Here is a 22583-nt window from a genome sequence, read left to right as displayed (position 1 = left end):
ATTAAGATCTAAAAATTATCGCATATGTGATTTTTGCGTCTGTTATTCATATGAAGTGAAAATATGCACAAACTTATCCACAGTTTGATTTTTGCGAGCGATCCTCACGATCGCAAAATCTTTTCCTGTATCAGGCGCTAATAACTGATGTTTTCATCCTTCTGTGGCATCCTTTACCCATAAATTGATTAAAGGCACGGACATTATGGTTCAGATCCCAGAAAACCCTCTTATTCTCGTCGATGGCTCTTCTTACCTGTATCGGGCATACCATGCGTTTCCTCCTCTGACCAATAGCGCAGGGGAACCCACCGGCGCAATGTACGGCGTGCTGAATATGCTGCGCAGCCTGATCCTTCAGTATCAGCCAACCCATGCGGCTGTGGTCTTTGATGCGAAAGGTAAAACTTTCCGCGATGAGCTGTTTGAGCATTACAAATCTCACCGTCCGCCAATGCCTGACGATCTGCGTGCGCAGATTGAGCCGCTGCACACCATGGTAAAAGCGATGGGGTTGCCGCTGCTGGCCGTCTCCGGCGTTGAAGCCGATGACGTCATCGGTACGCTGGCGCGTGAAGCAGAAAAGATAGGGCGTCCTGTACTGATCAGCACCGGTGATAAAGATATGGCGCAGCTGGTGACGCCAGGTATCACCCTGATTAACACCATGACCAACACCATTCTGGGGCCTGAAGAGGTGGTCACTAAGTATGGTGTGCCGCCCGAGCTGATTATCGACTTCCTCGCGTTGATGGGCGACTCCTCCGATAATATCCCGGGTGTCCCTGGCGTCGGTGAAAAAACCGCGCAGGCGCTGCTTCAGGGGCTGGGCGGTTTGGATACGCTGTACGCGGAATCAGATAAAATCGCCGGGCTCTCCTTCCGTGGCGCAAAAACCATGGCCGGAAAACTGGAAGAGAACAAAGAGGTGGCTTATCTCTCCTATAAGCTGGCGACAATCAAAACCGATGTCGAACTGGAGCTGGGCTGTGAGCAGCTTGAAGTGCAACAGCCTTCCGCTGACGATCTGCTGAGCCTGTTTAAGAAATACGAATTCAAGCGCTGGATCACTGACGTCGAAGCCGGTAAATGGCTACAGGCAAAAGGGGCCAAACCTGCTGCAAAGCCGAAGGAGACGATCGTCGTTGACGCAGAAGAGCAGGCGGAAGAAGAAGTCGTGGCGCTTTCCTTCGACAACTACGAAACCATTCTTGAAGAGTCGCAGCTGATCGCCTGGATCGAGAAACTGAAAAAGGCACCGGTCTTTGCCTTTGATACCGAAACTGACAGTCTCGATAACATCTCAGCCAATATGGTTGGCCTGTCATTTGCGACAGAGCCGGGTATTGCCGCCTACGTTCCTGTGGCGCACGATTACCTGGATGCGCCGGAGCAAATTTCCCGTGAACGCGTGCTTGAGCTGCTGAAGCCGATCCTGGAAGACGAAAAGGCGCTCAAGGTTGGGCAAAACCTCAAGTACGACCGCGGCATTCTGCAAAACTACGGCATTGAACTGCGCGGGATTGCCTTCGACACCATGCTTGAATCCTACATTCTGGACAGCGTCGCGGGTCGTCATGATATGGATTCCTTATCTGACCGCTGGCTCAAGCACAAAACCATCACCTTTGAAGAGATTGCCGGTAAAGGGAAAAATCAGCTCACCTTTAACCAGATTGCTCTTGAAGAGGCGGGGCGCTACGCGGCGGAAGATGCTGATGTCACGCTGCAGCTGCACCTGAAGATGTGGCCAAAACTGCAGAAGCATGAGGGTCCGATGAACGTGTTCCAGCATATCGAGATGCCGCTGGTGCCCGTGCTGTCACGCATTGAACGTAACGGCGTGAAAATCGACCCAACGGTGCTGCATAACCACTCCGGGGAGCTGGCGCAGCGTTTGACCGAGCTCGAGCAAAAAGCGCATGAGCTTGCAGGCGAGCCGTTTAACCTCTCTTCACCGAAGCAGCTGCAAACCATTCTGTTTGAAAAGCAGGGCATCAAGCCGCTGAAGAAAACCCCAGGCGGCGCACCGTCAACCTCTGAAGAGGTGCTGGAAGAGCTGGCGCTGGATTACCCGCTGCCAAAAGTGATTCTGCAGTACCGTGGTCTCGCGAAGCTAAAGTCTACCTACACCGACAAGCTCCCGCTGATGATCAATCCGAAAACGGGTCGCGTGCACACGTCGTATCATCAGGCTGTCGCGGCGACCGGTCGTCTCTCATCTACCGATCCTAACCTGCAGAACATCCCTGTACGTAACGAAGAAGGCCGCCGTATTCGCCAGGCTTTCATCGCACCAGAGGATTATCTGATTGTCTCTGCTGACTACTCGCAAATTGAGCTGCGCATTATGGCGCATCTGTCCCGCGACAAAGGCCTGCTGACCGCGTTTGCGGAAGGGAAGGACATCCACCGTGCAACCGCGGCCGAAGTCTTCGGTTTGCCGCTGGACAGCGTGACCAACGAGCAGCGCCGCAGCGCTAAAGCGATCAACTTCGGCCTGATTTACGGTATGAGTGCATTTGGTCTTTCGCGCCAGCTCAATATTCCGCGTAAAGAGTCGCAGAAGTATATGGATCTCTACTTCGAGCGTTATCCGGGCGTGCTGGAATATATGGAACGTACCCGCGCGCAGGCGAAGGAAAAAGGTTACGTCGAAACCCTGGATGGCCGCCGTCTCTACTTACCGGACATCAAATCCAGCAACGCGGCGCGTCGCGCTGGCGCAGAGCGTGCGGCGATCAATGCCCCGATGCAGGGTACCGCGGCGGACATTATTAAGCGTGCAATGATCGCCGTTGATGCCTGGCTGGAAAAAGAGAAGCCTCGCGTGAAAATGATCATGCAGGTACACGATGAACTGGTATTTGAAGTGCACAAAGACGACCTCGAGGCCGTGTCGAAGAAGATCCACGAACTGATGGAAAGCAGCATGACGCTTGACGTGCCGTTGCTGGTGGAAGTGGGAAGTGGCGAAAACTGGGATCAGGCTCACTAACGGTTCTTCGCATAACGCGCTTTTTATGTAAGTTTGCAACATAACAACGCGCGTTTTGTGACGATCATTAGAATTCCCTATGTAAAGAATGAAAAAAAACTACAAAAAGTGCTTTTTCTGCAGCACAAAAAGGGGTAGAGTTATCGACGTAGGGTACAGAGGTAAGATGTTCTATCTTTCAGACCTTTTACTTCACGTAATCGGATTTGGCTGAATATTTTAGCCGCCCCAGTCAGTAATGACTGGGGCGTTTTTTATTGCGGCAAAGAAAAATTCTGGCAAAAAAAACGCGGCCATCGCCGCGTTCGGTATTACTCTTCTTCCGCTTCCGTCGCGGGTTCCAGCTCGCTAAACCAGGTGTCGAGCTTCTGACGCAGCTTGTCCACGCCCTGCTTTTTCAGGGAGGAGAACGGTTCAACCTGCACATCACCGTTGAACGCCAGCACCGCTTCGCGAACCATATTCACCTGCGCTTTGCGCGCGCCGCTTGCCAGCTTATCGGCTTTCGTCAGCAGCACCAGCACGGCGATATCGCTTGCTACAGCCCAGTCGATCATCTGCTGATCCAGATCTTTCAGGGGATGGCGAATATCCATCAGCACCACCAGACCTTTCAGGCACAGGCGTTTTTCCAGGTATTCACCCAGCGCACGCTGCCACTTGATTTTCATCTCTTCCGGTACCTGCGCGTAACCGTAGCCCGGTAAGTCGACCAGGCGTTTGCCCTCAGCGACTTCAAACAGGTTGATCAGCTGGGTACGGCCAGGTGTTTTTGAGGTACGCGCCAGGCTCTTCTGATTGGTCAGCGTATTCAGGGCGCTGGATTTCCCCGCATTGGAGCGGCCAGCAAATGCCACTTCAATACCGGTATCAGAAGGAAGGTGGCGAATATCGGGCGCACTGGTGACAAAATGCGTCTGTTGGTAGTTCCAGGTAGTCACGTGGTCGTCTCCAAAATCGTAATCTGAAGGGGATTATACCCGAATGCAGGCAAAAGGCTTTTCTGATTGCTATGACCTGTAGGCGAATGCCCCAACCGGTGTGAGAGATCGGCCTGTGATGCTATGGGAGATTTCAGAGAATTCGCAGGCGTCAAAAAAGCCAAACTGTTTTAAATCATAAGCTTATTTCCGGGTAATTGTCTGAAAATCCCTTTTTGTACCGTTTCGTTGCTTGTTAGTTTAACGGAACAAGGTAAAGTGTGCGTCAGGGCGAGGAAGCCAACAGGATATCGACTTAAGGACAAGGGTCAGGAACGCCAGGAGGCGAAGACGCAGGATTGTCAGGATGACCAGCGCCTGGAGGCGTTTTAACAGGAAACGGAACCGTATCACGGACGGTATTTGCCAAGGGATAAACAGGGTTTGTTGTTGGCAAACATGGAATGTCTGACCCGCTAAGGGTTGTGAGTCAGGAAAAAAGGCGACAGATTGCTCTGTCGCCTTTTTTCTTTGCTTGCTTTCTGCTAGATTTCGCCGCAATTCTATACTGAAGAAAACGACTTAAAGATAAAACATCATGAAAAAACCAACCTCCGCTGCGGGCGCGAAACGCCCTGCAAAAGCACGCCGCAAAACGCGCGAAGAACTGAACCAGGAAGCGCGCGATCGTAAACGCGACAAAAAACATCGCGGTCATACTGCGGGTAGCCGTGCCAACGGTGGTGGTGCAGCGGGTGCTTCTGCAAAAGGCAAACAGCAGAAAGACCCTCGTATCGGCAGTAAAACTCCCATTCCACTGGGCGTGACAGACACCCCGGTCACTAAGCAGCACAAACCAAAGAGCGAGAAACCTATGCTTTCACCGCAGGCTGAGCTGGATTTGCTGGAGAACGATGAGCGCCTGGACGCGCTGCTGGAACGTCTTGAAGAGGGGGAAACCCTGACCGCTGAAGAGCAGTCATGGGTGGATGCCAAGCTGGATCGTATCGATGAACTGATGCAGAAGCTGGGCCTGTCATACGACGATGACGAAGATGAAGAAGAAGACGAGAAGCAGGAAGATATGATGCGTCTTCTGAAGGGTGGAAACTAACATTTGCACCCGGCAGGCACGATAGTCCTGCTTATAACCCTTCCGGTTATATGTTATCTGGTGTGGTTATTCGTTAAACTACGGCGGTTGTCGCGGCGACAGAAGTGGCTGCGCACCCGAGTGATGGCCCGCAACGGGGCCAGAACGGGCCGCCGTATACGAACGCGACACCAACGGAAGGAGTGAGCATGTCAGCACCAACTATCGACTGGGATTTGGCCCTAATCCAGAAATATAACTATTCCGGGCCGCGTTATACGTCATACCCCACCGCGCTGGAGTTCTCCGATGCCTTCGGCGAGCGTGATTTCCAGCAGGCTGTCGCGCGCTATCCTGAGCGTCCGCTGTCGCTCTACGTCCATATTCCGTTCTGCCATAAGCTGTGTTACTTCTGCGGCTGCAATAAAATCGTTACCCGTCAGCAGCATAAAGCCGACCAGTATCTTGATGCGCTCGAACAAGAAATTGTCCATCGCGCACCGCTGTTTGCTGGCCGTCACGTCAGCCAGCTTCACTGGGGCGGCGGCACGCCAACCTATCTGAACAAAGCGCAAATCAGCCGCCTGATGACCCTGCTGCGCGGCAATTTCAGTTTTAACGCCGACGCTGAAATCTCGATCGAAGTCGATCCGCGTGAAATTGAGCTGGATGTACTGGATCACTTACGCGCCGAAGGCTTCAATCGTCTGAGCATGGGCGTGCAGGATTTCAATAAAGAGGTTCAGCGTCTGGTGAACCGCGAGCAGGACGAAGAATTTATCTTCGCCTTACTCAACCACGCGCGTGAGATTGGTTTCACCTCGACCAATATCGACCTGATTTACGGCCTGCCAAAGCAGACGCCGGAGAGCTTCGCCTTCACCCTGAAGCGCGTGGCCGAACTCAACCCGGACCGCCTGAGCGTCTTTAACTATGCGCACCTGCCGACGCTCTTTGCCGCCCAGCGCAAAATCAAAGATGCCGATCTTCCTTCTGCCCAGCAGAAGCTGGATATTCTGCAGGAAACCATCACCTCGCTGACCGAAACCGGCTATCAGTTTATCGGGATGGATCACTTTGCCCGTCCGGATGACGAGCTGGCGATTGCTCAGCGGGAAGGCGTTCTGCACCGCAACTTCCAGGGCTACACGACACAGGGCGATACCGATTTGCTGGGGATGGGCGTCTCCGCCATCAGTATGATTGGCGACTGTTACGCGCAGAACCAGAAAGAGCTGAAGCTCTACTACCAGCAGGTTGATGAAACGGGCAACGCGCTGTGGCGCGGCATTGCGTTAACGCGCGACGACTGCATCCGTCGCGATGTCATTAAGGCGCTCATCTGCAACTTCCGTCTCGATTTCAGCGACGTTGAGTCGCAGTGGGATCTGCATTTTAGCGATTATTTTGCGGAAGACCTGAAGCTGATTGCACCGCTGGCGAAAGACGGGCTGGTGGATGTGTCGGAAAGCGCGATTGAGGTCACGCCGAAAGGGCGTCTGTTGATTCGTAACATCTGCATGTGCTTTGACGCCTATCTGCGTCAGAAAGCGCGCCTGCAGCAGTTCTCGCGGGTGATTTAAACTGCGATGCCGGGTGGCGGCTTCGCCTTACCCGGCCTACAAAAATGCGAAATGTAGGCCGGGTAAGCGAAGCGCCACCCGGCTTTTCATTGACAGCTCGCTAGCTAAACAGCCCAACCAGCGCCGCGCACAACATAGCCGCAACGGCTGTTTGTGGCGTGTGGCTTTCAGCGGCTACGCTAGAGAGCATATTCACGATTGTTTCCAGCATGATGTTCACCCCCAATTTCCGGGCACGATCATACAAAACTCATCGGAACAGTAAAGCGCAAAATAACGGCAATTTGCGCTCAATTAATAACCTTTACACGGCGGCGTACGATCACTCCATTCCCAGCTCTTTAAGCTTGCGCGTCAGGGTATTACGTCCCCATCCCAACAGGCGAGCGGCTTCCTGCTTATGACCCTGCGTATGGCGAAGCGCGGTGGTTAACAGCGTACGCTCCATCTCTGGCTGAGCTTCAGACAGCAGGTTTTGATGACCGGAACGCAGCGCGCGGTCGGCCCACTGTGCCAGCAGCGTCGCCCAGCTGTCCGGCAGCGCGTGCCCGGTACTGCTTTCAGGCGCGGTTGCTTCAAACAGCTCGGCCGGTAAATCCTGAATCAGCACTTCCTGCCCGGCGGCCATCACGGTTAACCAGCGGCAGGTGTTTTCCAGCTGACGCACGTTGCCCGGCCACGCCAGACGCGTCAGAGCGGCATCGGTTTCCGGGTGAAGCTGCTTGGCTTCCACACCCAGCTCGCGGGCGGCCACCTGCAGGAAATGGCGTGCCAGGCGGGGAATATCTTCCCGACGCTCACGCAGCGGCGGCAGATGAACGCGGATGACGTTCAGACGGTGGAATAAATCCTCGCGGAATTTCCCTTCCTGCACGCGTTGCTCCAGGTTCTGGTGGGTCGCGGCGATAATACGCACGTCCACCTTCACCGGCGCATAGCCGCCCACGCGATAAAACTGCCCGTCGGCCAGCACGCGCAGCAGGCGGGTCTGGACATCCAGCGGCATATCGCCGATTTCATCCAGGAACAGCGTGCCGCCGTCAGCCTGTTCGAACCGCCCCTGACGAATGGTATTTGCGCCGGTAAATGCCCCTTTTTCATGGCCGAACAGTTCGGACTCAATCAAATCCTTCGGGATCGCCGCCATATTCAGGGCGATGAACGGCGCTTTTGCCCGCGGGCTGTGGCGGTGCAAGGCATGCGCCACAAGCTCTTTACCGGTTCCGGATTCACCGTTAATCAATACGCTGATGGACGAGCGGGACAAACGACCAATAATGCGAAACACGTCCTGCATCGCCGGCGCTTCGCCGATGATGTCTGTCGTTGGCCCAAAATCGGGCGCGTGGCGCGGCTGTTGCTGCTCCTGATAATGGCTAATCGCGCGCTCAACCAGCGCCACCGCTTCGTCGATATCAAACGGTTTGGGCAGATAATCGAACGCCCCTTGCTGGTAGGCGCTCACTGCGGCATCCAGATCGGAGTGCGCGGTCATTATGATGACCGGAAGCATAGGGTGGCGTTGTTTGATCTGCTTTAACAGCGCCAGCCCGTCCATGCCCGGCATACGAATATCCGAAAGCAGAACATCTGGCGTTTTGGTGGTGAGTGCGTCGAGCACTTCGCTGCCGCTCTCAAACGTCGTGCAGCTTAATCCCGCCCCTGTGAGCGCGCGTTCAAGCACCCAACGGATGGAGCTATCGTCATCGACTACCCAGACTATCCCTCGTTGCATAAACGTCACCTTTATTTTTTAATCGGCAGGAAAACCGAAAACTCGGTATGTCCCGGCCAACTGGTAAATTCAATTTTCCCGGAGTGTTGATCGATCAAACTGCGGGCAATGGATAAGCCCAGGCCGGTACCGCCTTCGCGACCGCTTACCATCGGGTAGAACAGGGTATCCTGTAGATGCGATGGAATGCCGGGCCCGTTATCCTCAACGTCGATTCGGGCCGCCAGCCGGTAGCGCACGCCGTGTAACGTGAGCTGGAAGGCGGTGCGGGTGCGTAAAATAATCTCGCCCCCTTCGGGTCCCAGCGCCTGCAGGGCATTACGCACAATATTCAACAGGACCTGCTCAATCTGGTCCGGATCATGGGCCAGTTCCGGCAGGCTTGGGTCGTAATCACGTACCAGGGTGACGTTCTCCGGCAGCTCCATTGAGACGAGCTTCACCACCCGCTCAGCCACTTTATGGATGCTTTCAGTGACGTGCATTCCCGGCTGCTGAGGACCGAGAAGACGGTCTACCAGATTCCGCAGACGGTCCGCCTGCTCAATGATGACGTTGGTATACTCCGCCAGCGCGGGGTCGGGCAGCGCCTTGGTCAGAAGCTGCGCCGCGCCGCGTAATCCACCCAGCGGGTTTTTGATTTCATGTGCCAGACCGCGCACCAGGTCACGGGCGGCAATTTGCTGCGCATGCTGAAGCTGCTCCTGGCTCAGTCGACGCTGGTTATCCATCGGCGCCATTTCCAGCAGGATCATCCCATCGGGAAGACGCTGCGCGGTCAGCGACAGAATGTGCGAGCGCCCGTCGATCACCAGCGTCACTTCGTTATCGGTAAACCCCTGGCCAGCCTGCAAACTTTCCTGCATCAGGCCAATATTCAGCGAAAAATAGCTCAGGAGTTCAGGAAGCGGGGTGCCGAACAGTTTACGTGCGCTTTGGGCGAGCAGCTGCTGCGCCGCCGGGTTGGCGTAATGAACGGCCAGCTCGTCATCGACCAGCAAAATGCTGTTAATCAAAGAATTGAGGATCTGCCCAGCATCGGGCAGCGTGCCAGTTGCCATTCAGCAGTCTCCTGGAGTTGTTTGCACTGTTTTAGTGCAGTATAGCGTTTTCGGTGTAAAAAGCGCGTGAGATCAGGTTGTTGGTGGAGAAAAAAGCCCATCCGGAGATGGGCTAAAAGTTTCCACGGCAACTACCCCCGGCGCTTATCACGCCGGGTAAAACAACTTTATTAAACGCTGTAGTACAGCTCGAACTCAACCGGGTGTGGAGTCATACGTACACGGTCGTTCTCTTCAATACGCAGAGCGATGTAAGCGTCGATCGCTTCATCAGTAAACACACCGCCCGCAGTCAGGAACTCACGGTCTGCGTCCAGCGCCTGCAGGGCTTCTTCCAGAGAGCCAGCAACCTGTGGGATCTCTTTCGCTTCTTCTGGCGGCAGGTCGTACAGGTTTTTGTCCATCGCTTCGCCCGGGTGGATCTTGTTCTTGATACCGTCCAGACCGGCCATCAGCAGTGCTGCGAAGCACAGGTATGGGTTAGCCGCTGGATCCGGGAAGCGCACTTCGATACGACGTGCTTTCGGAGAAGCAACAACCGGGATACGGATAGAAGCAGAACGGTTACGTGCAGAGTAGGCCAGCATCACTGGCGCTTCGTAGCCCGGGACCAGACGCTTGTAGGAGTTAGTGGTTGGGTTCGCCAGGGCGTTGATCGCTTTAGCGTGTTTGATAACACCACCGATGTAGTGCAGCGCCTGCTCGGACAGACCGGCATATTTGTCGCCAGAGAACAGGTTGGTACCGTTCTTGGACAGAGACATGTGGCAGTGCATACCGGAACCGTTATCGCCAAACATTGGTTTTGGCATGAAGGTCGCGGTTTTACCGAAACGGTGCGCAACGTTGTGCACGACGTATTTGTAGATCTGAATCTCATCCGCTTTCTTGGTCATGGTGTTGAAGCGGGTAGCGATTTCGTTCTGGCCAGCGGTCGCCACTTCGTGGTGGTGCGCTTCAACAACCAGGCCCATCTCTTCCATGATCAGACACATGGTAGAACGGATGTCCTGTGAAGAATCGACCGGAGGAACCGGGAAGTAACCGCCTTTCACGCCAGGACGGTGACCTTTGTTACCACCTTCGTATTTGGTGGAAGAGTTCCATGCGCCTTCGATGTCGTCGATAGCCACGTGGGAACCAGAAATTGAAGCGCCGAAACGGATGTCGTCAAACAGGAAGAACTCTGGCTCTGGCCCGAACAGAACGGTGTCTGCGATGCCGGTAGAACGCAGGTACTCTTCAGCACGTTTTGCGATAGAACGTGGGTCGCGGTCGTAGCCCTGCAGCGTGCCTGGCTCGAGGATGTCGCAACGGATGATCAGGGTTGGTTCTTCGAAGAACGGGTCAATGAGCGCAGTGGTCGGGTCCGGCATCAGAACCATGTCGGATTCGTTAATGCCTTTCCAGCCGCCAATGGAGGAGCCGTCAAACATTTTGCCTTCTTCAAAGAATTCGGCGTTCACCTGATGAGCAGGGATTGTGACGTGCTGTTCTTTACCTTTGGTATCGGTGAAGCGCAGATCAACAAACTTCACTTCATGTTCGTTCAGCATCGTCAAAACGTGTTCAGCGGACATACTTAACTCTCCAGATTGGTCATTGTCGTCGTGGTAACGAGGTCTTCAATTTCTGTTTGTACTGGCTGTTGCCATGTATTTTTTATAAAGCGAAATCTGTGCCAACTTTTAAAACACCCCAAAAAGGCGTTATCATGCGCACCATAGTGCAAAAGGGCTGCACCACGATGGATTTGTTGCACCAGTATAGTGCTTCAATGTGAACATTGAGCACCATATTGGTGCAATTTACGTTAAAGTGCCCTTTTACCGCTCCGTGAAAGCGATCACAAAGCATCTCTGCAAAACTTGTTTGCGGGGGATGTTTGTGATCCTGTTTTGTAGTGCGATTAATCCGTGTACAATAACGCGCTATTTCTAAATGCCTGAGGCAAAGTTGTGATCGAAAATTTGCGTAACATCGCCATCATCGCGCACGTAGACCATGGTAAAACTACCCTGGTTGACAAGCTGCTGCAGCAATCCGGTACGTTTGATGCGCGTGCCGAAACCCAAGAACGCGTGATGGACTCCAACGATTTGGAGAAAGAGCGTGGGATTACCATCCTCGCGAAAAACACCGCGATTAAATGGAATGACTACCGTATCAACATCGTTGATACCCCAGGGCACGCCGACTTCGGTGGTGAAGTTGAACGTGTAATGTCCATGGTAGACTCCGTTCTGCTGGTCGTTGACGCAATGGATGGCCCAATGCCACAGACGCGCTTCGTGACCAAAAAAGCTTTTGCCCATGGTCTGAAGCCAATCGTTGTTATCAACAAAGTTGACCGCCCTGGCGCGCGTCCTGACTGGGTTGTTGACCAGGTCTTCGACTTGTTCGTTAACCTCGACGCGACCGACGAGCAGCTGGACTTCCCTATCGTTTACGCCTCTGCGCTGAACGGTATCGCAGGTCTGGACCACGAAGACATGGCTGAAGACATGACCCCGCTGTATCAGGCGATTGTTGACCGTGTTCCTGCGCCAAACGTCGATCTCGACGGCACCCTGCAGATGCAGATCTCTCAGCTCGACTACAACAACTACGTTGGCGTAATCGGCATTGGTCGTATCAAGCGCGGTAAAGTGAAGCCTAACCAGCAGGTTACTATCATCGATAGCGAAGGCAAAACCCGTAACGGTAAAGTTGGTAAAGTACTGACTCACCTGGGTCTTGAGCGTATCGAGAGCGACATCGCTGAAGCGGGCGACATCATCGCTATCACCGGTCTGGGTGAGCTGAACATCTCCGACACCATCTGCGATCCGCAGAACGTCGAAGCGCTGCCAGCCCTATCCGTTGATGAACCAACCGTAACCATGTTCTTCAACGTCAACACCTCTCCGTTCTGTGGTAAAGAAGGTAAGTTCGTTACCTCTCGTCAGATCCTTGACCGCCTGAACAAAGAGCTGGTGCACAACGTTGCGCTGCGCGTTGAAGAAACCCCGGATGCAGACGCATTCCGCGTTTCTGGTCGTGGTGAGCTGCACCTGTCTGTTCTGATCGAAAACATGCGTCGTGAAGGTTTCGAAATGGCGGTTTCCCGTCCGAAAGTAATCTTCCGCGAGATCGATGGCCGTAAACAAGAGCCATTCGAAAACGTAACGCTGGACGTTGAAGAGCAGCACCAGGGTTCTGTGATGCAGGCTCTGGGTGAGCGTAAAGGCGACCTGAAAAACATGAATCCAGATGGCAAAGGCCGCGTACGTCTCGACTACGTGATCCCAAGCCGTGGTCTGATCGGCTTCCGTTCAGAGTTCATGACCATGACCTCCGGTACCGGTCTGCTGTACTCCACCTTCAGCCACTACGACGACGTGCGTCCGGGCGAAGTGGGCCAGCGTAACAACGGCGTGCTGATCTCCAACGGTCAGGGTAAAGCGGTTGCGTTTGCGCTGTTCGGTCTGCAGGATCGCGGTAAGCTGTTCCTGGGTCACGGTGCTGAAGTTTATGAAGGCCAGATCATCGGTATTCACAGTCGTTCTAACGACCTGACCGTAAACTGCCTGACCGGTAAGAAACTGACCAACATGCGTGCGTCCGGTACTGACGAAGCAACGGTTCTGGTTCCACCGATCAAGATGACTCTGGAGCAGGCTCTGGAATTCATCGATGATGACGAACTGGTAGAAGTGACTCCACAGTCAATTCGTATCCGTAAACGTCACCTGACCGAGAACGATCGTAAACGTGCGATGCGCGGTCCGAAAGAAGACTAATACGGCTAATGCGTATTAAAAAAAGCCGCTGAGAAATCAGCGGCTTTTTTGTTGTTATTTGAAGCTGTATTTCACCCCCAGCATCCCCTGGGTATCGCTGTAGCCTTTGTCGCCTATCTGCTGAGCGACATTGCCCCATACGCTAAGCTGCGGCGTAATTTGTCCTTCTACACCTGTCTTAAGTTCACCGATATTGCGAGTACCGCGCATTTCATTGCTGACGTCATCCATGCGGATGCGCGTGGTCTGGGTATTGTGGATCCAGTTCGCTTCGATAAACGGCTGGAAGGTGCGGGCTTTACCGTCGTCAATCGCGTTATGTCCGCTGATATAGGCCTTCACGCCGAGACGTGTCATCAGGTTCCCCTGAGTCTCGTCTTTCACCCGCGTGCCGTTGCGCTCGCGATGGTCGTCAGCCTGCACGTCCATCCAAACGGCCTGCGCCTTCGGCTGGAGCCAGTAGCTGTTGCGGCCGCTTTCGCCCATCTTAACGCTATAGCCAGCTTCTACAGAGGCGGTTACGCCGCTGGAGCGATAACGCTCAGTCGCCTGATCCTGCCCCATCACCTTATTGTCGAACCAGTTATACAGCATCCAGCTATCAACGTAGGTACCGCTTTTATCCGCGTCGTTTGCGTACCAGGTGCCGTACAGGCCTACGCTATAGCCATTCACTTCGCCACGTGAGTGGTATCCGGTCAGGCTGGAAGCACTCCGGCTCTGGCTGTTGCCGTAGCCCGCCATCAGGCCGAGATGCCACCGATCCAGGCCGTCTGTGCTCCACTGGGCGACATCACCACCCAGTTGCAGCACGTAGCGATTGGCGGTCGTTTTTAACTGGCCGCTGCCGTCTCTGAAACGCGTATGGCCGCCGACGTTACGCATCCACAGGCTCGTTACTTTTTGCTCGCCGGTGAGCAGGTCGGTGTACTGCGTTTCACCCAGACGGTCGTGCAGGCGGGTCATAAACAGCGTATTTGCCGCATAGCTGTTCGCCTGATAGCTACCAAATTCCGGGCGGTACTGATGCTCGCTTTTCGGTGGTGCAGCAGGAGGGACCGGTTCCTGCGGCGGAATCACCGGGTCGACGGGTGGATCTACCGGGTCGACTGGCGGGTCCACAGGGTCAACCGGTGGGTCAACGGGCTCAACCAGGCTGGTCAGAAACCAGTTTTTACCTTTTTGCACAACGTTATAGTCATAGCCTCCCGCCACGATACGGTTGGCCTTCTCAAACGTTCCGTCAGAGTTGCCGCCCACGCTGACAATTTCAATCCCTTCTACGGTTTGTGCGCCAGTACCGCCAATGTTGTTCACTTCCACCCCGGTATGACCGGAGGTGTTCCCTTCAACGATCAGTTTGTCCGTTTCCGAGGTATCGTCAAACAGCACGGTATTGAAAACCAGCTTGCCGCCGTTGCCGATAAAATCGTCACTGATGGTCAGGGTTTGCCACGCCGCATCCTCAGCATGCTGGAAGTTAATCGTGCCGCCCGCATTCAGCGTCAGGCTGGTCAGCGTCGAGCTGTCGCGCATATTCCACACGGCATCATTCATCGTAAGCGCTATAGTCCCGGTACCGTTGGCGTTGCTCTCAATGTAAGACGCCCCGTTCCAGAGTGAGTTATCCTGCATGGTTAGCGCGATCGCGCTGTTCTGCGCTGCGGCAGTGCTGGTGGCCGCGACGCCGCCTGCGGAGAGGATATCGCCGTTGAGGACGAATTTTCCGCCCGCAGAGGCATCAATCACGCCACCGTTGCCGGCGTTCAGGGCATAGCTTCCGCTGTCGCGCTGGCCTGCGGCGGTAACGGTTGCACCACCCTCGAGCGTAATCACGCCGCGTGACCAGGCATACATCCCGTGCGGCGCCTGCGCGGAGCTGCTGGTTTTCTCGCTGCTGTTGACCGCAATCGTGACCTTATCTCCAAGATTCACCGCGCCTGTGTACGCATAGACGCCATGCGCGCTGGCTCCGTTGGTGGTGATGGTCGCGCCCTCATCAAGGGTGATGGTTGACGAGCCGGTAGAATAAACCCCGGAGGCGCTGGCCGCGTCGGTGGTTATCGCCGCTTTTTTTCCCAGCTCAATTTTAGATGCGGAACCTGCATACAGGCCGTAGGCCGATGTGCCGTACGTTTCGATGGCGGCCTCATTCCCCAGACGAACGTATGAGCCGCTCTGGTTGGTACGAATCCCCTCGGCGTAGGTACCACGCGTTACAATATGCGCACGATCGCCGACGATAACGTTATTTTTGGCCTTTGACGCATCATTCAGTGCATAGGCGCTGATGCCTCGACCGGTACTGCCGGTGGTTTCGATATAGAGATCGTCACCCACATAAATATTGGCGGAGCCGAGAGAGCCCTGGCTGAAGGAGCTGTATCCGGCATTGATGCCGTCACCGCTTTGGCCATTGACGTAAATATGGGTGCGGTCGCCGGTAATGATAAACACCGGGTTGTCCGGCGTGTTCATACCATGGGTGCGAATGCCGTCCACGTCTTTACCATTATTGGCGGCCACTTTTGACTGGGTGCGAATAGTGAGATCGTTACCAAATATCACCCCCGGGCTGCCGGACGTGGAGTTCTGAATAACGGTGACCGAATGCTCAAAGGCTTCCGCCCCTGGTCCTTCGAGGGTGATCCCATCTCCGTAGATCGGGATATTACCCGCGCTGTACTGGTAGACATAGTTAGGATCGCCGGTATTTTTGCTAAAGTTCGCGTTTGCCGTTGCAGGAATCAACGCCTGTATTTCTGCAGGCAAATCCGTTACTGCTCCAGAGGCAGGTAAATTAGCAAAATCTATTACCGCCGCATGTGCGGTAAATAGCGCTGACGATAACGCCAGAGAAATCGCAGCGGCGATTGGTGAGTGTTTCATTAAATATGGCATAGATAGCCCCTTTCTTTCAGGCGTAGAACATCCTCCACAGCATTAAATGTGGGTATGTTAAGTGGTTGAAATTACAAAATAGAAACGAGAATTTTATGAATACTGGTACCTAACTTCCTCTCAAGTCGTATTTTATGAACATAAATTTTTTTAACATCAATGCTATCTGTTTTTATAATCTCCTGGAGGCACGCTCCTGATAAAAATCGGTTAAGTAAAGTGAATTCGACGGTATTCAACGTACTTCCTCGTCTGCTATTCACCCTTCTACCGGAGAAAAGATGGCTAATTTTTTCCTGTAATATAACGTCATTATCATCCGAATAAATAACTCCCTTTATTTCACTGCGGTGATTGAATAAATAATTAGCTAGCGCCTCCAGCCTGCGGTCCGTGATAATCACGATGTTCATGTTGGTTATCGCCAGACGTTCAATCCATTGCGGATCGGCAAGTACGCGCAGGTTGTACATCGAAAAATCTACAAAAATAAATCCACGTGATAAGTGATTCTTATTCCCGTGCAATATTTTATTTTCAACTGCAGTCTGCAGGAAATGGTTACCAACCGGCCAAACCGCGAACGAGGCGTTGCCACAGTATTGTGAACGTACTGCGTTGTCTGGATATAACTGACAGGACAATTCACAGCTTATACAGCGGACAACCTTTTGCGACGATGTTATCATCCAGTCCACTCCTGTCTTATTTTCATAGTCAATATTTCACTGCCGCTCAAATGTGTCAATCTTGAAACATATTTGGTGAACCTGCCTTATTTACGAAAAACAATGGCAGGGAATATAAATTCCTGGTGGTCTCTATTCCGTCAGGCCGTCGTCAAAGCGAAAGAACATCAGCTGGCAGAAGAAACCAGGAATATTCATCAATCCTTTAAGATTATTCGACAAAAAAAAGTCGAAAAGGAGATTTACGAAATAGCACTAATAGCTAAAGATTCGTTTCTTCTTTCTGCCGTTACGTCAGCCTTTTCTCTGGTTGCGGCTCAATATAGTTATTTAGCCTGGCGAAGTGTAATGAAATCTCATTATGTCGTTTTAGATGAGGTAAGCCTAAGAAAAGCAGCTTGTAACAGATTGAAAAGTAATACGTTGTTTTTAATTTTAGGTGGGGTGGTATCGCGTCCTAATCCATCTGACCTATAATGTTGTTAAATATACGTATATGTTTTTAGCGTATAAAGTTAAGCATTGTTATTGCAGAGGAAAGGAAAATTGTATCTCATTAACAAGTTGGTCGAGTATGATCCAGAAAACAAAACGCTGGTGAATCATATTACCGGGCGCTCGATACAATTGCAGCTTCCTGCCAATCTCTGTTTTCTTTATCTCGTCACTCATCCTGGGGAAATTATTTCGCAAAACCAGTTAATGGTGGTGGGGTGGGGGGAGCGCAATGACGTCACCACACCGAATACCTTTTACCAGGCCATTTTGACATTACGCAATGCTCTGGCTGAGGTGGGGTTACCGCGCGATACGGTAAAAACGATTTCTCGCCGCGGGCTGATGCTTTCCGAAGCCACTCAGGTTGAAGTATTTAGCCCAACCGCTGAGCTGACAATCGTCAATAAAGACGTGGCAATAGCCGAAAGCACCGCGAGGCAGAAGCCGGCCTGGTTGATAATTATCACCGCGACGCTTTTGCTGATCGCGCTTATCAACGGGGTGATATTATATAAACACCACCAGAACATGCCGTTTAGTCACTTCATTCCACTTTCAACGGGCAGCACGACCAACGCCTGCCAGCTTTTTTATGCACCTAATGAACATATTCAGGATCATTACTTGACCCTGTTAAAAAACAATCCCGGTCTGTGCGCCGAAAAACAATACGTTTTTCTCATCGGCTATAGTAAAACGGAGCGGATCGCGGCGTTTGTCTGTAATAACGATGCGCGACGGGACGCGGCAGCATTATGTACCACGCATTATTTTTGGGCGCATGAGCAATGAAGACACTCCGGAACCGTATTATTTTGCTGGCTGCGTTTCTGATGGCCGCTATCACCAGCGGCTGGTTAGCGTATTCGCATTTTTCGAGTACGCCGATACGCTGTACGGGAGATGTGGAATGGACGATTGGTAAAAACCGATTTGTGGGTACGGTGTCCTGGCGGATGCAGCATCGGGAGGGGTCTACCGTCATTAACGGTAAATTATTTGGTCAGACGGTTTCTGAAGTTAACCGGACCATCTATTTTCACTACAGCTATCATCAGAACGCGCGCGTATTAAATAACGATCGGATTGTTAAAACCTTCGCCGATGATGCGGATGAGGTTGATATCAACGCAACGCTGCCGGGTTTTTATCGTACGCCGGGAAGAGAGCTGAGCCTGATGATCGATGAGTATCGCGGGGCCTGGCTTTTCGCCGCGTCAAACGTCCCTTCACTTTACTGTCGTAAAAACGTGCCGTAGAAATCGATCGCACACCTTAGACGGCACGCATAGTCAAATCTCTCTATTCCCGCTACAGTTACTTCTCCACGGCGAGCAGGAGATAACCATGCTTTATATCTTTGATTTAGGAAACGTAATCGTCGATATCGATTTTAATCGCGTGCTGGGTGCATGGAGCGACTTTAGCCGCGTTCCGCTGGCGACACTGAAGCAGAATTTCGCGATGGGCGAAACCTTCCATCAGCATGAACGCGGCGAGATCGACGATGAAGAATTCGCTGAACGTTTCTGTCAGGAGATGGATTTACCCTTAAGCTACGAGCAGTTTTCACACGGCTGGCAGGCAGTATTTGTCGCCATCCGGCCTGAAGCGATCGACATCATGCATAAGCTTCGCGAGCAGGGCCATCGGGTCGTTGTGTTGTCAAATACCAACCGTCTGCACACCACGTTCTGGCCTGAGGAATACCCTGAAGTTAAGGCGGCGGCCGACAAGATCTATCTTTCGCAAGAGATGGGGATGCGTAAGCCTGAAGCGCGAATTTATCAGGCTGTTCTGCAGTCAGAGGGATTCACCGCGGCCGATGCGGTCTTTTTCGACGACAACGCCGATAATATAGAGGGAGCTAACCAGTTGGGTATAACGTCAATTCTGGTGACCGGAAAAGAGACGATACCAAACTACTTCGCGAAGCAGCTATGCTAAAAACCGTTCATCAAAAAGCCACGCATCATACTCGCCCGCTGAGGGCCTGGCTGAAACTGCTCTGGCACCGTATTGATGAGGACAACATGACCACGCTGGCGGGTAACCTCGCCTACGTGTCGTTGCTCTCATTAGTGCCGCTGGTGGCGGTCATCTTTGCCCTGTTTTCCGCCTTTCCGATGTTTGCGGACGTCAGCCTGCAGCTTCGTCATTTTGTCTTCGCGAATTTCATTCCTGCAACCGGGGATGTCATCCAGAACTACATTGAGCAGTTTGTCGCCAACTCCAGCAAGATGACGGCAGTGGGGGCATGCGGTCTTATCGTCACGGCGCTGCTGTTGATGTATGCCATCGATAACGCGCTGAACACGATCTGGCGGAGTAAAAAAGCGCGGCCAAAAGTGTATTCCTTTGCCGTGTACTGGATGATCCTCACGCTGGGGCCGCTGCTGGCCGGGGCGAGCCTGGCAATCAGTTCGTATCTCCTTTCCTTGCGCTGGGCGAGTGATCTAAACGGCGCTATTGATAATGCGCTTCGCATCTTTCCGTTGATCCTGTCGTGGCTCTCGTTCTGGCTGCTCTATAGCGTCGTGCCGACCACGCGCGTGCCTAACCGCGATGCGGTTGTGGGGGCGCTGGTAGCGGCGCTGCTTTTCGAGCTCGGTAAAAAAGGGTTTGCCCTCTACATCACCATGTTCCCGTCCTATCAGCTGATTTACGGCGTGCTGGCGGTGATCCCCATTTTGTTTGTCTGGGTCTACTGGACCTGGTGTATCGTCTTGCTTGGCGCCGAAATAACTGTCACTCTCGGCGTATACCGCGAACTGAAAAAAGCAGCAGAAGCTGAAAAACAACAAGAAGCAGACCAACCATGATTGCATTGATACAGCGCGTAACCCGTGCCAGCGTCACCGTGGAGGGAGAGGTGACGGGTGAAATTGGCCCAGGACTTTTGGTGTTGTTAGGTGTCGAAAAGGATGACGACGAACAAAAAGCCAACCGCTTGTGTGAGCGCGTGCTGGGCTACCGTATTTTCAGCGATGCGGAAGGCAAGATGAACCTGAACGTCCAGCAGGCGGGCGGCAGCGTGCTGGTGGTTTCCCAGTTTACGCTGGCAGCGGATACCGAGCGCGGCATGCGCCCGAGCTTCTCTAAAGGCGCCGCGCCGGATCGTGCAGAAGCACTTTACGAGTACTTTGTTGAGCGTTGTCGCCAGCAGGAAATGAATACGCAAACCGGACGATTCGCTGCAGATATGCAGGTTTCGCTGGTGAACGATGGCCCCGTCACATTCTGGCTCCAGGTATGAGCCAACTGGCGGCGTGGCCGCGGGTAACAAGAGAGAGTACAGCTATGTATCACCTTCGAGTACCGCAAACGGAAGAAGAGTTAGACGCTTATTACCAGTTCCGCTGGGAAATGCTGCGCAAGCCACTGCATCAGCCAAAAGGCTCTGAACGCGATGCCTGGGACGCGATGGCCCACCATCAGATGGTGATGGACGAAGAGGGTAACCTCGTCGCCGTCGGGCGCTTATACATCAACGCCGATAACGAAGCGTCTATTCGCTTTATGGCGGTTCATCCCTCCGTGCAGGACAAAGGTCTGGGGACGCTAATGGCGATGACCCTTGAGTCCGTTGCCCGTCAGGAAGGCGTTAAGCGCGTCACCTGTAGCGCCCGCGAAGATGCCGTAGAATTCTTCGCCAAACTCGGTTTTGTGAATCAGGGGGAGATCACGACTCCGCAAACCACGCCGATTCGTCATTTTTTGATGATTAAACCCATCGCCACGCTGGATGATATTCTTCATCGCGCCGACTGGTGTGGTCAGCTGCAGCAGGCCTGGTATCAGCACATTCCACTCAGTGAAAAAATGGGCGTGCGCATTCAGCAGTACACCGGACAAAAATTTATTACCACCATGCCGGAAACCGGCAATCAGAACCCGCACCACACCCTGTTTGCCGGAAGTCTTTTCTCGCTGGCCACGCTCACCGGCTGGGGGCTTATCTGGCTGATGCTGCGCGAGCGCCATCTGGGCGGCACCATCATTCTGGCCGATGCCCACATTCGCTATAGCGCACCGATAAGCGGCAAGCCGACCGCCGTGGCCGATCTGGGATCACTGGGCGGCGATCTTGACCGTCTGGCACGCGGCCGCAAAGCTCGCGTACAAATGCAGGTCGAACTGTTTGGCGATAAAACACCGGGCGCGGTGTTTGAAGGCACCTACATTGTTCTTCCGGCGAAGCCTTTTGGCGCGTATGAAGAGGGTGGGAACGAGGAGGAGTAATCTCTTGTTCATTCACCTCGGGCGTGCTTAATCCGCCCGGCGATATCCCGCATTACGTCTCGCGCTGACTGGCTGACGCCGCCAAGCTGAAAGAAGCCATGGATGACGCCCAGCCAGCGCTGAGCGGTACACTTCACACCCTGCTCAGTCAGATGCTGATACAACATTTCTCCCTCATCGCACAGCGGATCGTACTCTGCGGTAATGATATGCACTGGCGGAAGCCCGTAAAAATCATCGCGCCACAGCGGGCTAGCTTCCGGATGCTGGCGGTCAGTTTCTGCGAGATACATTTCATACCCACTAAGCAGGGTATCGCGGGTGATAATATAATCTGTGCCATTAAGGGCATAGCTTTCAAAACTGGCCGTGGCGTCGAGCATGGGATAGATAAGAATAAGCTGCACAGGTTGCCACAGCTTTTTAACCTTAAGTCGCAGCGCCGTTACCAGCGCCAGATGCCCTCCTGCGCTGTCTCCACAGAGGGTGAGCCGGTTCTTATCTACGCCTAATTTGTCTGCATACTGCCAGACCAGATCCGCACCTCTTTCAGCATCGTCATGCGCGGCGGGAAAGGTATGCTCCGGTGCCAATCTATACTGAATCGCAATTACCCGACAATTGCCGTAGTACGCTAACTGACGCAGTTGATTATCATGGGTATCAAAGCCGCCGCTGATAAAGCATCCGCCGTGATAGTAGATGGCTGCAGGCAATATTTCAGGCGCATTGAGAGGTGAAAACACCCGAATGGTAAGACCGTCAAGAACGAGCGTCTCCACCTGTACGCGCGTTTCTGTCTTCCCGGCAAGCCCCGTGCTGGCAATATACCCAGCTCGTCGTACCTCAATGGTCTGTCGACGCGACGAGGGCCGACCTGCAGCGATAAATCCCTGAACCAGCTGCGCAATGCCCTGTTCCAGTGCCATGAGAATTCCCTTTAACTGTATGGATATACAGTTTTATAACCTGGTTTGATCCAAAAGAAAATAAGAAAATTGTCGAGGATTAAAATCTGGAAAGCGCTTTGTTCGCCTCTCCTGCCAGAACATGTGCCTGCGAGTTATTTTCAAACGTATTC

Annotated in this window: 20 protein-coding genes; 12 read left to right on the top strand and 8 right to left on the bottom strand. The window is 53.2% G+C overall.

What is annotated here, in order from left to right; genetic code table 11:
- The first annotated feature begins 205 nt into the window (after positions 1-205).
- On the top strand, positions 206-2998 hold the full coding sequence (gene polA, locus AC2TE5_RS22745) for a DNA polymerase I (RefSeq protein ID WP_484612416.1): 2793 nt from the start codon (positions 206-208) through the stop codon (positions 2996-2998).
- A 166-nt stretch (positions 2999-3164) separates the two neighbouring features.
- On the top strand, positions 3165-3212 hold the full coding sequence (gene spfP / locus AC2TE5_RS22740; protein ID WP_071892919.1) for a small protein SpfP: 48 nt from the start codon (positions 3165-3167) through the stop codon (positions 3210-3212).
- A 97-nt stretch (positions 3213-3309) separates the two neighbouring features.
- On the opposite strand, the gene yihA is transcribed toward spfP, so the two are convergent.
- The gene (yihA, locus tag AC2TE5_RS22735; RefSeq protein ID WP_023309768.1) at positions 3310-3939 is read right to left on the bottom strand and encodes a ribosome biogenesis GTP-binding protein YihA/YsxC; all 630 of its coding nucleotides are present in this window, start codon (positions 3937-3939) and stop codon (positions 3310-3312) included.
- A gap of 577 nt (positions 3940-4516) precedes the next feature.
- Between yihA and yihI the strand changes: the two genes are divergently transcribed.
- Complete coding sequence (gene yihI, locus AC2TE5_RS22730; protein WP_033146972.1) at positions 4517-5032, top strand: Der GTPase-activating protein YihI; 516 nt, start codon at positions 4517-4519, stop codon at positions 5030-5032.
- A gap of 188 nt (positions 5033-5220) precedes the next feature.
- Entirely contained in the window at positions 5221-6594 is a 1374-nt protein-coding gene (hemN, locus tag AC2TE5_RS22725; RefSeq protein ID WP_484612415.1) for an oxygen-independent coproporphyrinogen III oxidase, read from the top strand.
- 100 nt (positions 6595-6694) lie between these two features.
- Here the strand turns inward: hemN and AC2TE5_RS22720 are convergent, their stop codons facing one another.
- The 4 genes from AC2TE5_RS22720 to glnA all read right to left on the bottom strand — a co-directional run bounded on the left by AC2TE5_RS22720 (position 6695) and on the right by glnA (position 10970).
- Positions 6695-6805, bottom strand: a complete 111-nt coding sequence (locus tag AC2TE5_RS22720; protein ID WP_484612414.1) for a YshB family small membrane protein — start codon at positions 6803-6805, stop codon at positions 6695-6697.
- 111 nt (positions 6806-6916) lie between these two features.
- Positions 6917-8329, bottom strand: coding sequence for a nitrogen regulation protein NR(I) (gene glnG, locus AC2TE5_RS22715; RefSeq protein WP_023309765.1), 1413 nt, complete (start codon positions 8327-8329; stop codon positions 6917-6919).
- A gap of 11 nt (positions 8330-8340) precedes the next feature.
- Positions 8341-9390 carry a nitrogen regulation protein NR(II) gene (gene glnL, locus AC2TE5_RS22710; protein ID WP_023333897.1) on the bottom strand — a complete coding sequence of 350 codons (1050 nt, stop codon included), beginning with the start codon at positions 9388-9390 and terminating at the stop codon, positions 8341-8343.
- Between the two features lie 170 nt (positions 9391-9560).
- Positions 9561-10970 (bottom strand): glutamate--ammonia ligase, encoded by a 1410-nt coding sequence (gene glnA / locus AC2TE5_RS22705; protein WP_484612413.1) that lies wholly within the window; start codon positions 10968-10970, stop codon positions 9561-9563.
- A 378-nt stretch (positions 10971-11348) separates the two neighbouring features.
- Here glnA and typA point away from each other — a divergent pair, with 378 nt between their 5' ends.
- The gene (gene typA, locus AC2TE5_RS22700) at positions 11349-13172 is read left to right on the top strand and encodes a ribosome-dependent GTPase TypA (RefSeq protein ID WP_029741474.1); all 1824 of its coding nucleotides are present in this window, start codon (positions 11349-11351) and stop codon (positions 13170-13172) included.
- Between the two features lie 54 nt (positions 13173-13226).
- Here the strand turns inward: typA and AC2TE5_RS22695 are convergent, their stop codons facing one another.
- Positions 13227-16073 carry an autotransporter outer membrane beta-barrel domain-containing protein gene (locus tag AC2TE5_RS22695; protein ID WP_484612412.1) on the bottom strand — a complete coding sequence of 949 codons (2847 nt, stop codon included), beginning with the start codon at positions 16071-16073 and terminating at the stop codon, positions 13227-13229.
- A 71-nt stretch (positions 16074-16144) separates the two neighbouring features.
- Positions 16145-16762, bottom strand: coding sequence for a helix-turn-helix transcriptional regulator (locus tag AC2TE5_RS22690; RefSeq protein ID WP_121423251.1), 618 nt, complete (start codon positions 16760-16762; stop codon positions 16145-16147).
- Positions 16763-16864: 102 nt separating this feature from the next.
- Here AC2TE5_RS22690 and AC2TE5_RS22685 point away from each other — a divergent pair, with 102 nt between their 5' ends.
- The 7 genes from AC2TE5_RS22685 to fabY all read left to right on the top strand — a co-directional run bounded on the left by AC2TE5_RS22685 (position 16865) and on the right by fabY (position 21502).
- On the top strand, positions 16865-17239 hold the full coding sequence (locus tag AC2TE5_RS22685; RefSeq protein ID WP_213329839.1) for a hypothetical protein: 375 nt from the start codon (positions 16865-16867) through the stop codon (positions 17237-17239).
- A 69-nt stretch (positions 17240-17308) separates the two neighbouring features.
- Positions 17309-18052, top strand: a complete 744-nt coding sequence (locus AC2TE5_RS22680) for a winged helix-turn-helix domain-containing protein (RefSeq protein WP_484612411.1) — start codon at positions 17309-17311, stop codon at positions 18050-18052.
- Complete coding sequence (locus tag AC2TE5_RS22675; protein ID WP_213329835.1) at positions 18049-18519, top strand: hypothetical protein; 471 nt, start codon at positions 18049-18051, stop codon at positions 18517-18519. The genes AC2TE5_RS22680 and AC2TE5_RS22675 overlap by 4 nt, the downstream gene beginning before the upstream one ends.
- Before the next feature lie 88 nt (positions 18520-18607).
- The gene (gene yihX, locus AC2TE5_RS22670; RefSeq protein WP_032662695.1) at positions 18608-19207 is read left to right on the top strand and encodes a glucose-1-phosphatase; all 600 of its coding nucleotides are present in this window, start codon (positions 18608-18610) and stop codon (positions 19205-19207) included.
- Positions 19201-20082 (top strand): virulence factor BrkB family protein, encoded by an 882-nt coding sequence (locus tag AC2TE5_RS22665; RefSeq protein WP_063144322.1) that lies wholly within the window; start codon positions 19201-19203, stop codon positions 20080-20082. Before yihX ends, AC2TE5_RS22665 begins: the two co-directional genes overlap by 7 nt.
- On the top strand, positions 20079-20516 hold the full coding sequence (dtd, locus tag AC2TE5_RS22660; protein ID WP_008501836.1) for a D-aminoacyl-tRNA deacylase: 438 nt from the start codon (positions 20079-20081) through the stop codon (positions 20514-20516). The genes AC2TE5_RS22665 and dtd overlap by 4 nt, the downstream gene beginning before the upstream one ends.
- Before the next feature lie 44 nt (positions 20517-20560).
- Positions 20561-21502 (top strand): fatty acid biosynthesis protein FabY, encoded by a 942-nt coding sequence (gene fabY, locus AC2TE5_RS22655; RefSeq protein ID WP_008501835.1) that lies wholly within the window; start codon positions 20561-20563, stop codon positions 21500-21502.
- An 8-nt stretch (positions 21503-21510) separates the two neighbouring features.
- On the opposite strand, the gene AC2TE5_RS22650 is transcribed toward fabY, so the two are convergent.
- On the bottom strand, positions 21511-22431 hold the full coding sequence (locus tag AC2TE5_RS22650; RefSeq protein WP_484612410.1) for an alpha/beta hydrolase: 921 nt from the start codon (positions 22429-22431) through the stop codon (positions 21511-21513).
- Positions 22432-22583: the final 152 nt, after the last annotated feature.

Source organism: Enterobacter sp. N5-15, from assembly GCF_057221635.1.
Note: the sequence above shows the minus strand (reverse complement) of the source record. Positions and strands in the feature narration are given on the sequence as shown.

Excerpts from the sequence above, each read along its gene's own strand:
- hemN (WP_484612415.1), top strand. The coding sequence starts at position 5,221 with ATGTCAGCACCAACTATCGACTGGGATTTGGCCCTAATCCAGAAATAT.
- glnG (WP_023309765.1), bottom strand. The coding sequence starts at position 8,329 with ATGCAACGAGGGATAGTCTGGGTAGTCGATGACGATAGCTCCATCCGT.
- glnL (WP_023333897.1), bottom strand. The coding sequence starts at position 9,390 with ATGGCAACTGGCACGCTGCCCGATGCTGGGCAGATCCTCAATTCTTTG.
- AC2TE5_RS22650 (WP_484612410.1), bottom strand. The coding sequence starts at position 22,431 with ATGGCACTGGAACAGGGCATTGCGCAGCTGGTTCAGGGATTTATCGCT.
- polA (WP_484612416.1), top strand. The coding sequence starts at position 206 with ATGGTTCAGATCCCAGAAAACCCTCTTATTCTCGTCGATGGCTCTTCT.
- AC2TE5_RS22720 (WP_484612414.1), bottom strand. The coding sequence starts at position 6,805 with ATGCTGGAAACAATCGTGAATATGCTCTCTAGCGTAGCCGCTGAAAGC.
- glnA (WP_484612413.1), bottom strand. The coding sequence starts at position 10,970 with ATGTCCGCTGAACACGTTTTGACGATGCTGAACGAACATGAAGTGAAG.
- yihI (WP_033146972.1), top strand. The coding sequence starts at position 4,517 with ATGAAAAAACCAACCTCCGCTGCGGGCGCGAAACGCCCTGCAAAAGCA.
- AC2TE5_RS22695 (WP_484612412.1), bottom strand. The coding sequence starts at position 16,073 with ATGCCATATTTAATGAAACACTCACCAATCGCCGCTGCGATTTCTCTG.
- AC2TE5_RS22665 (WP_063144322.1), top strand. The coding sequence starts at position 19,201 with ATGCTAAAAACCGTTCATCAAAAAGCCACGCATCATACTCGCCCGCTG.
- AC2TE5_RS22685 (WP_213329839.1), top strand. The coding sequence starts at position 16,865 with ATGGCAGGGAATATAAATTCCTGGTGGTCTCTATTCCGTCAGGCCGTC.
- fabY (WP_008501835.1), top strand. The coding sequence starts at position 20,561 with ATGTATCACCTTCGAGTACCGCAAACGGAAGAAGAGTTAGACGCTTAT.
- yihX (WP_032662695.1), top strand. The coding sequence starts at position 18,608 with ATGCTTTATATCTTTGATTTAGGAAACGTAATCGTCGATATCGATTTT.
- AC2TE5_RS22675 (WP_213329835.1), top strand. The coding sequence starts at position 18,049 with ATGAAGACACTCCGGAACCGTATTATTTTGCTGGCTGCGTTTCTGATG.
- AC2TE5_RS22690 (WP_121423251.1), bottom strand. The coding sequence starts at position 16,762 with ATGATAACATCGTCGCAAAAGGTTGTCCGCTGTATAAGCTGTGAATTG.
- dtd (WP_008501836.1), top strand. The coding sequence starts at position 20,079 with ATGATTGCATTGATACAGCGCGTAACCCGTGCCAGCGTCACCGTGGAG.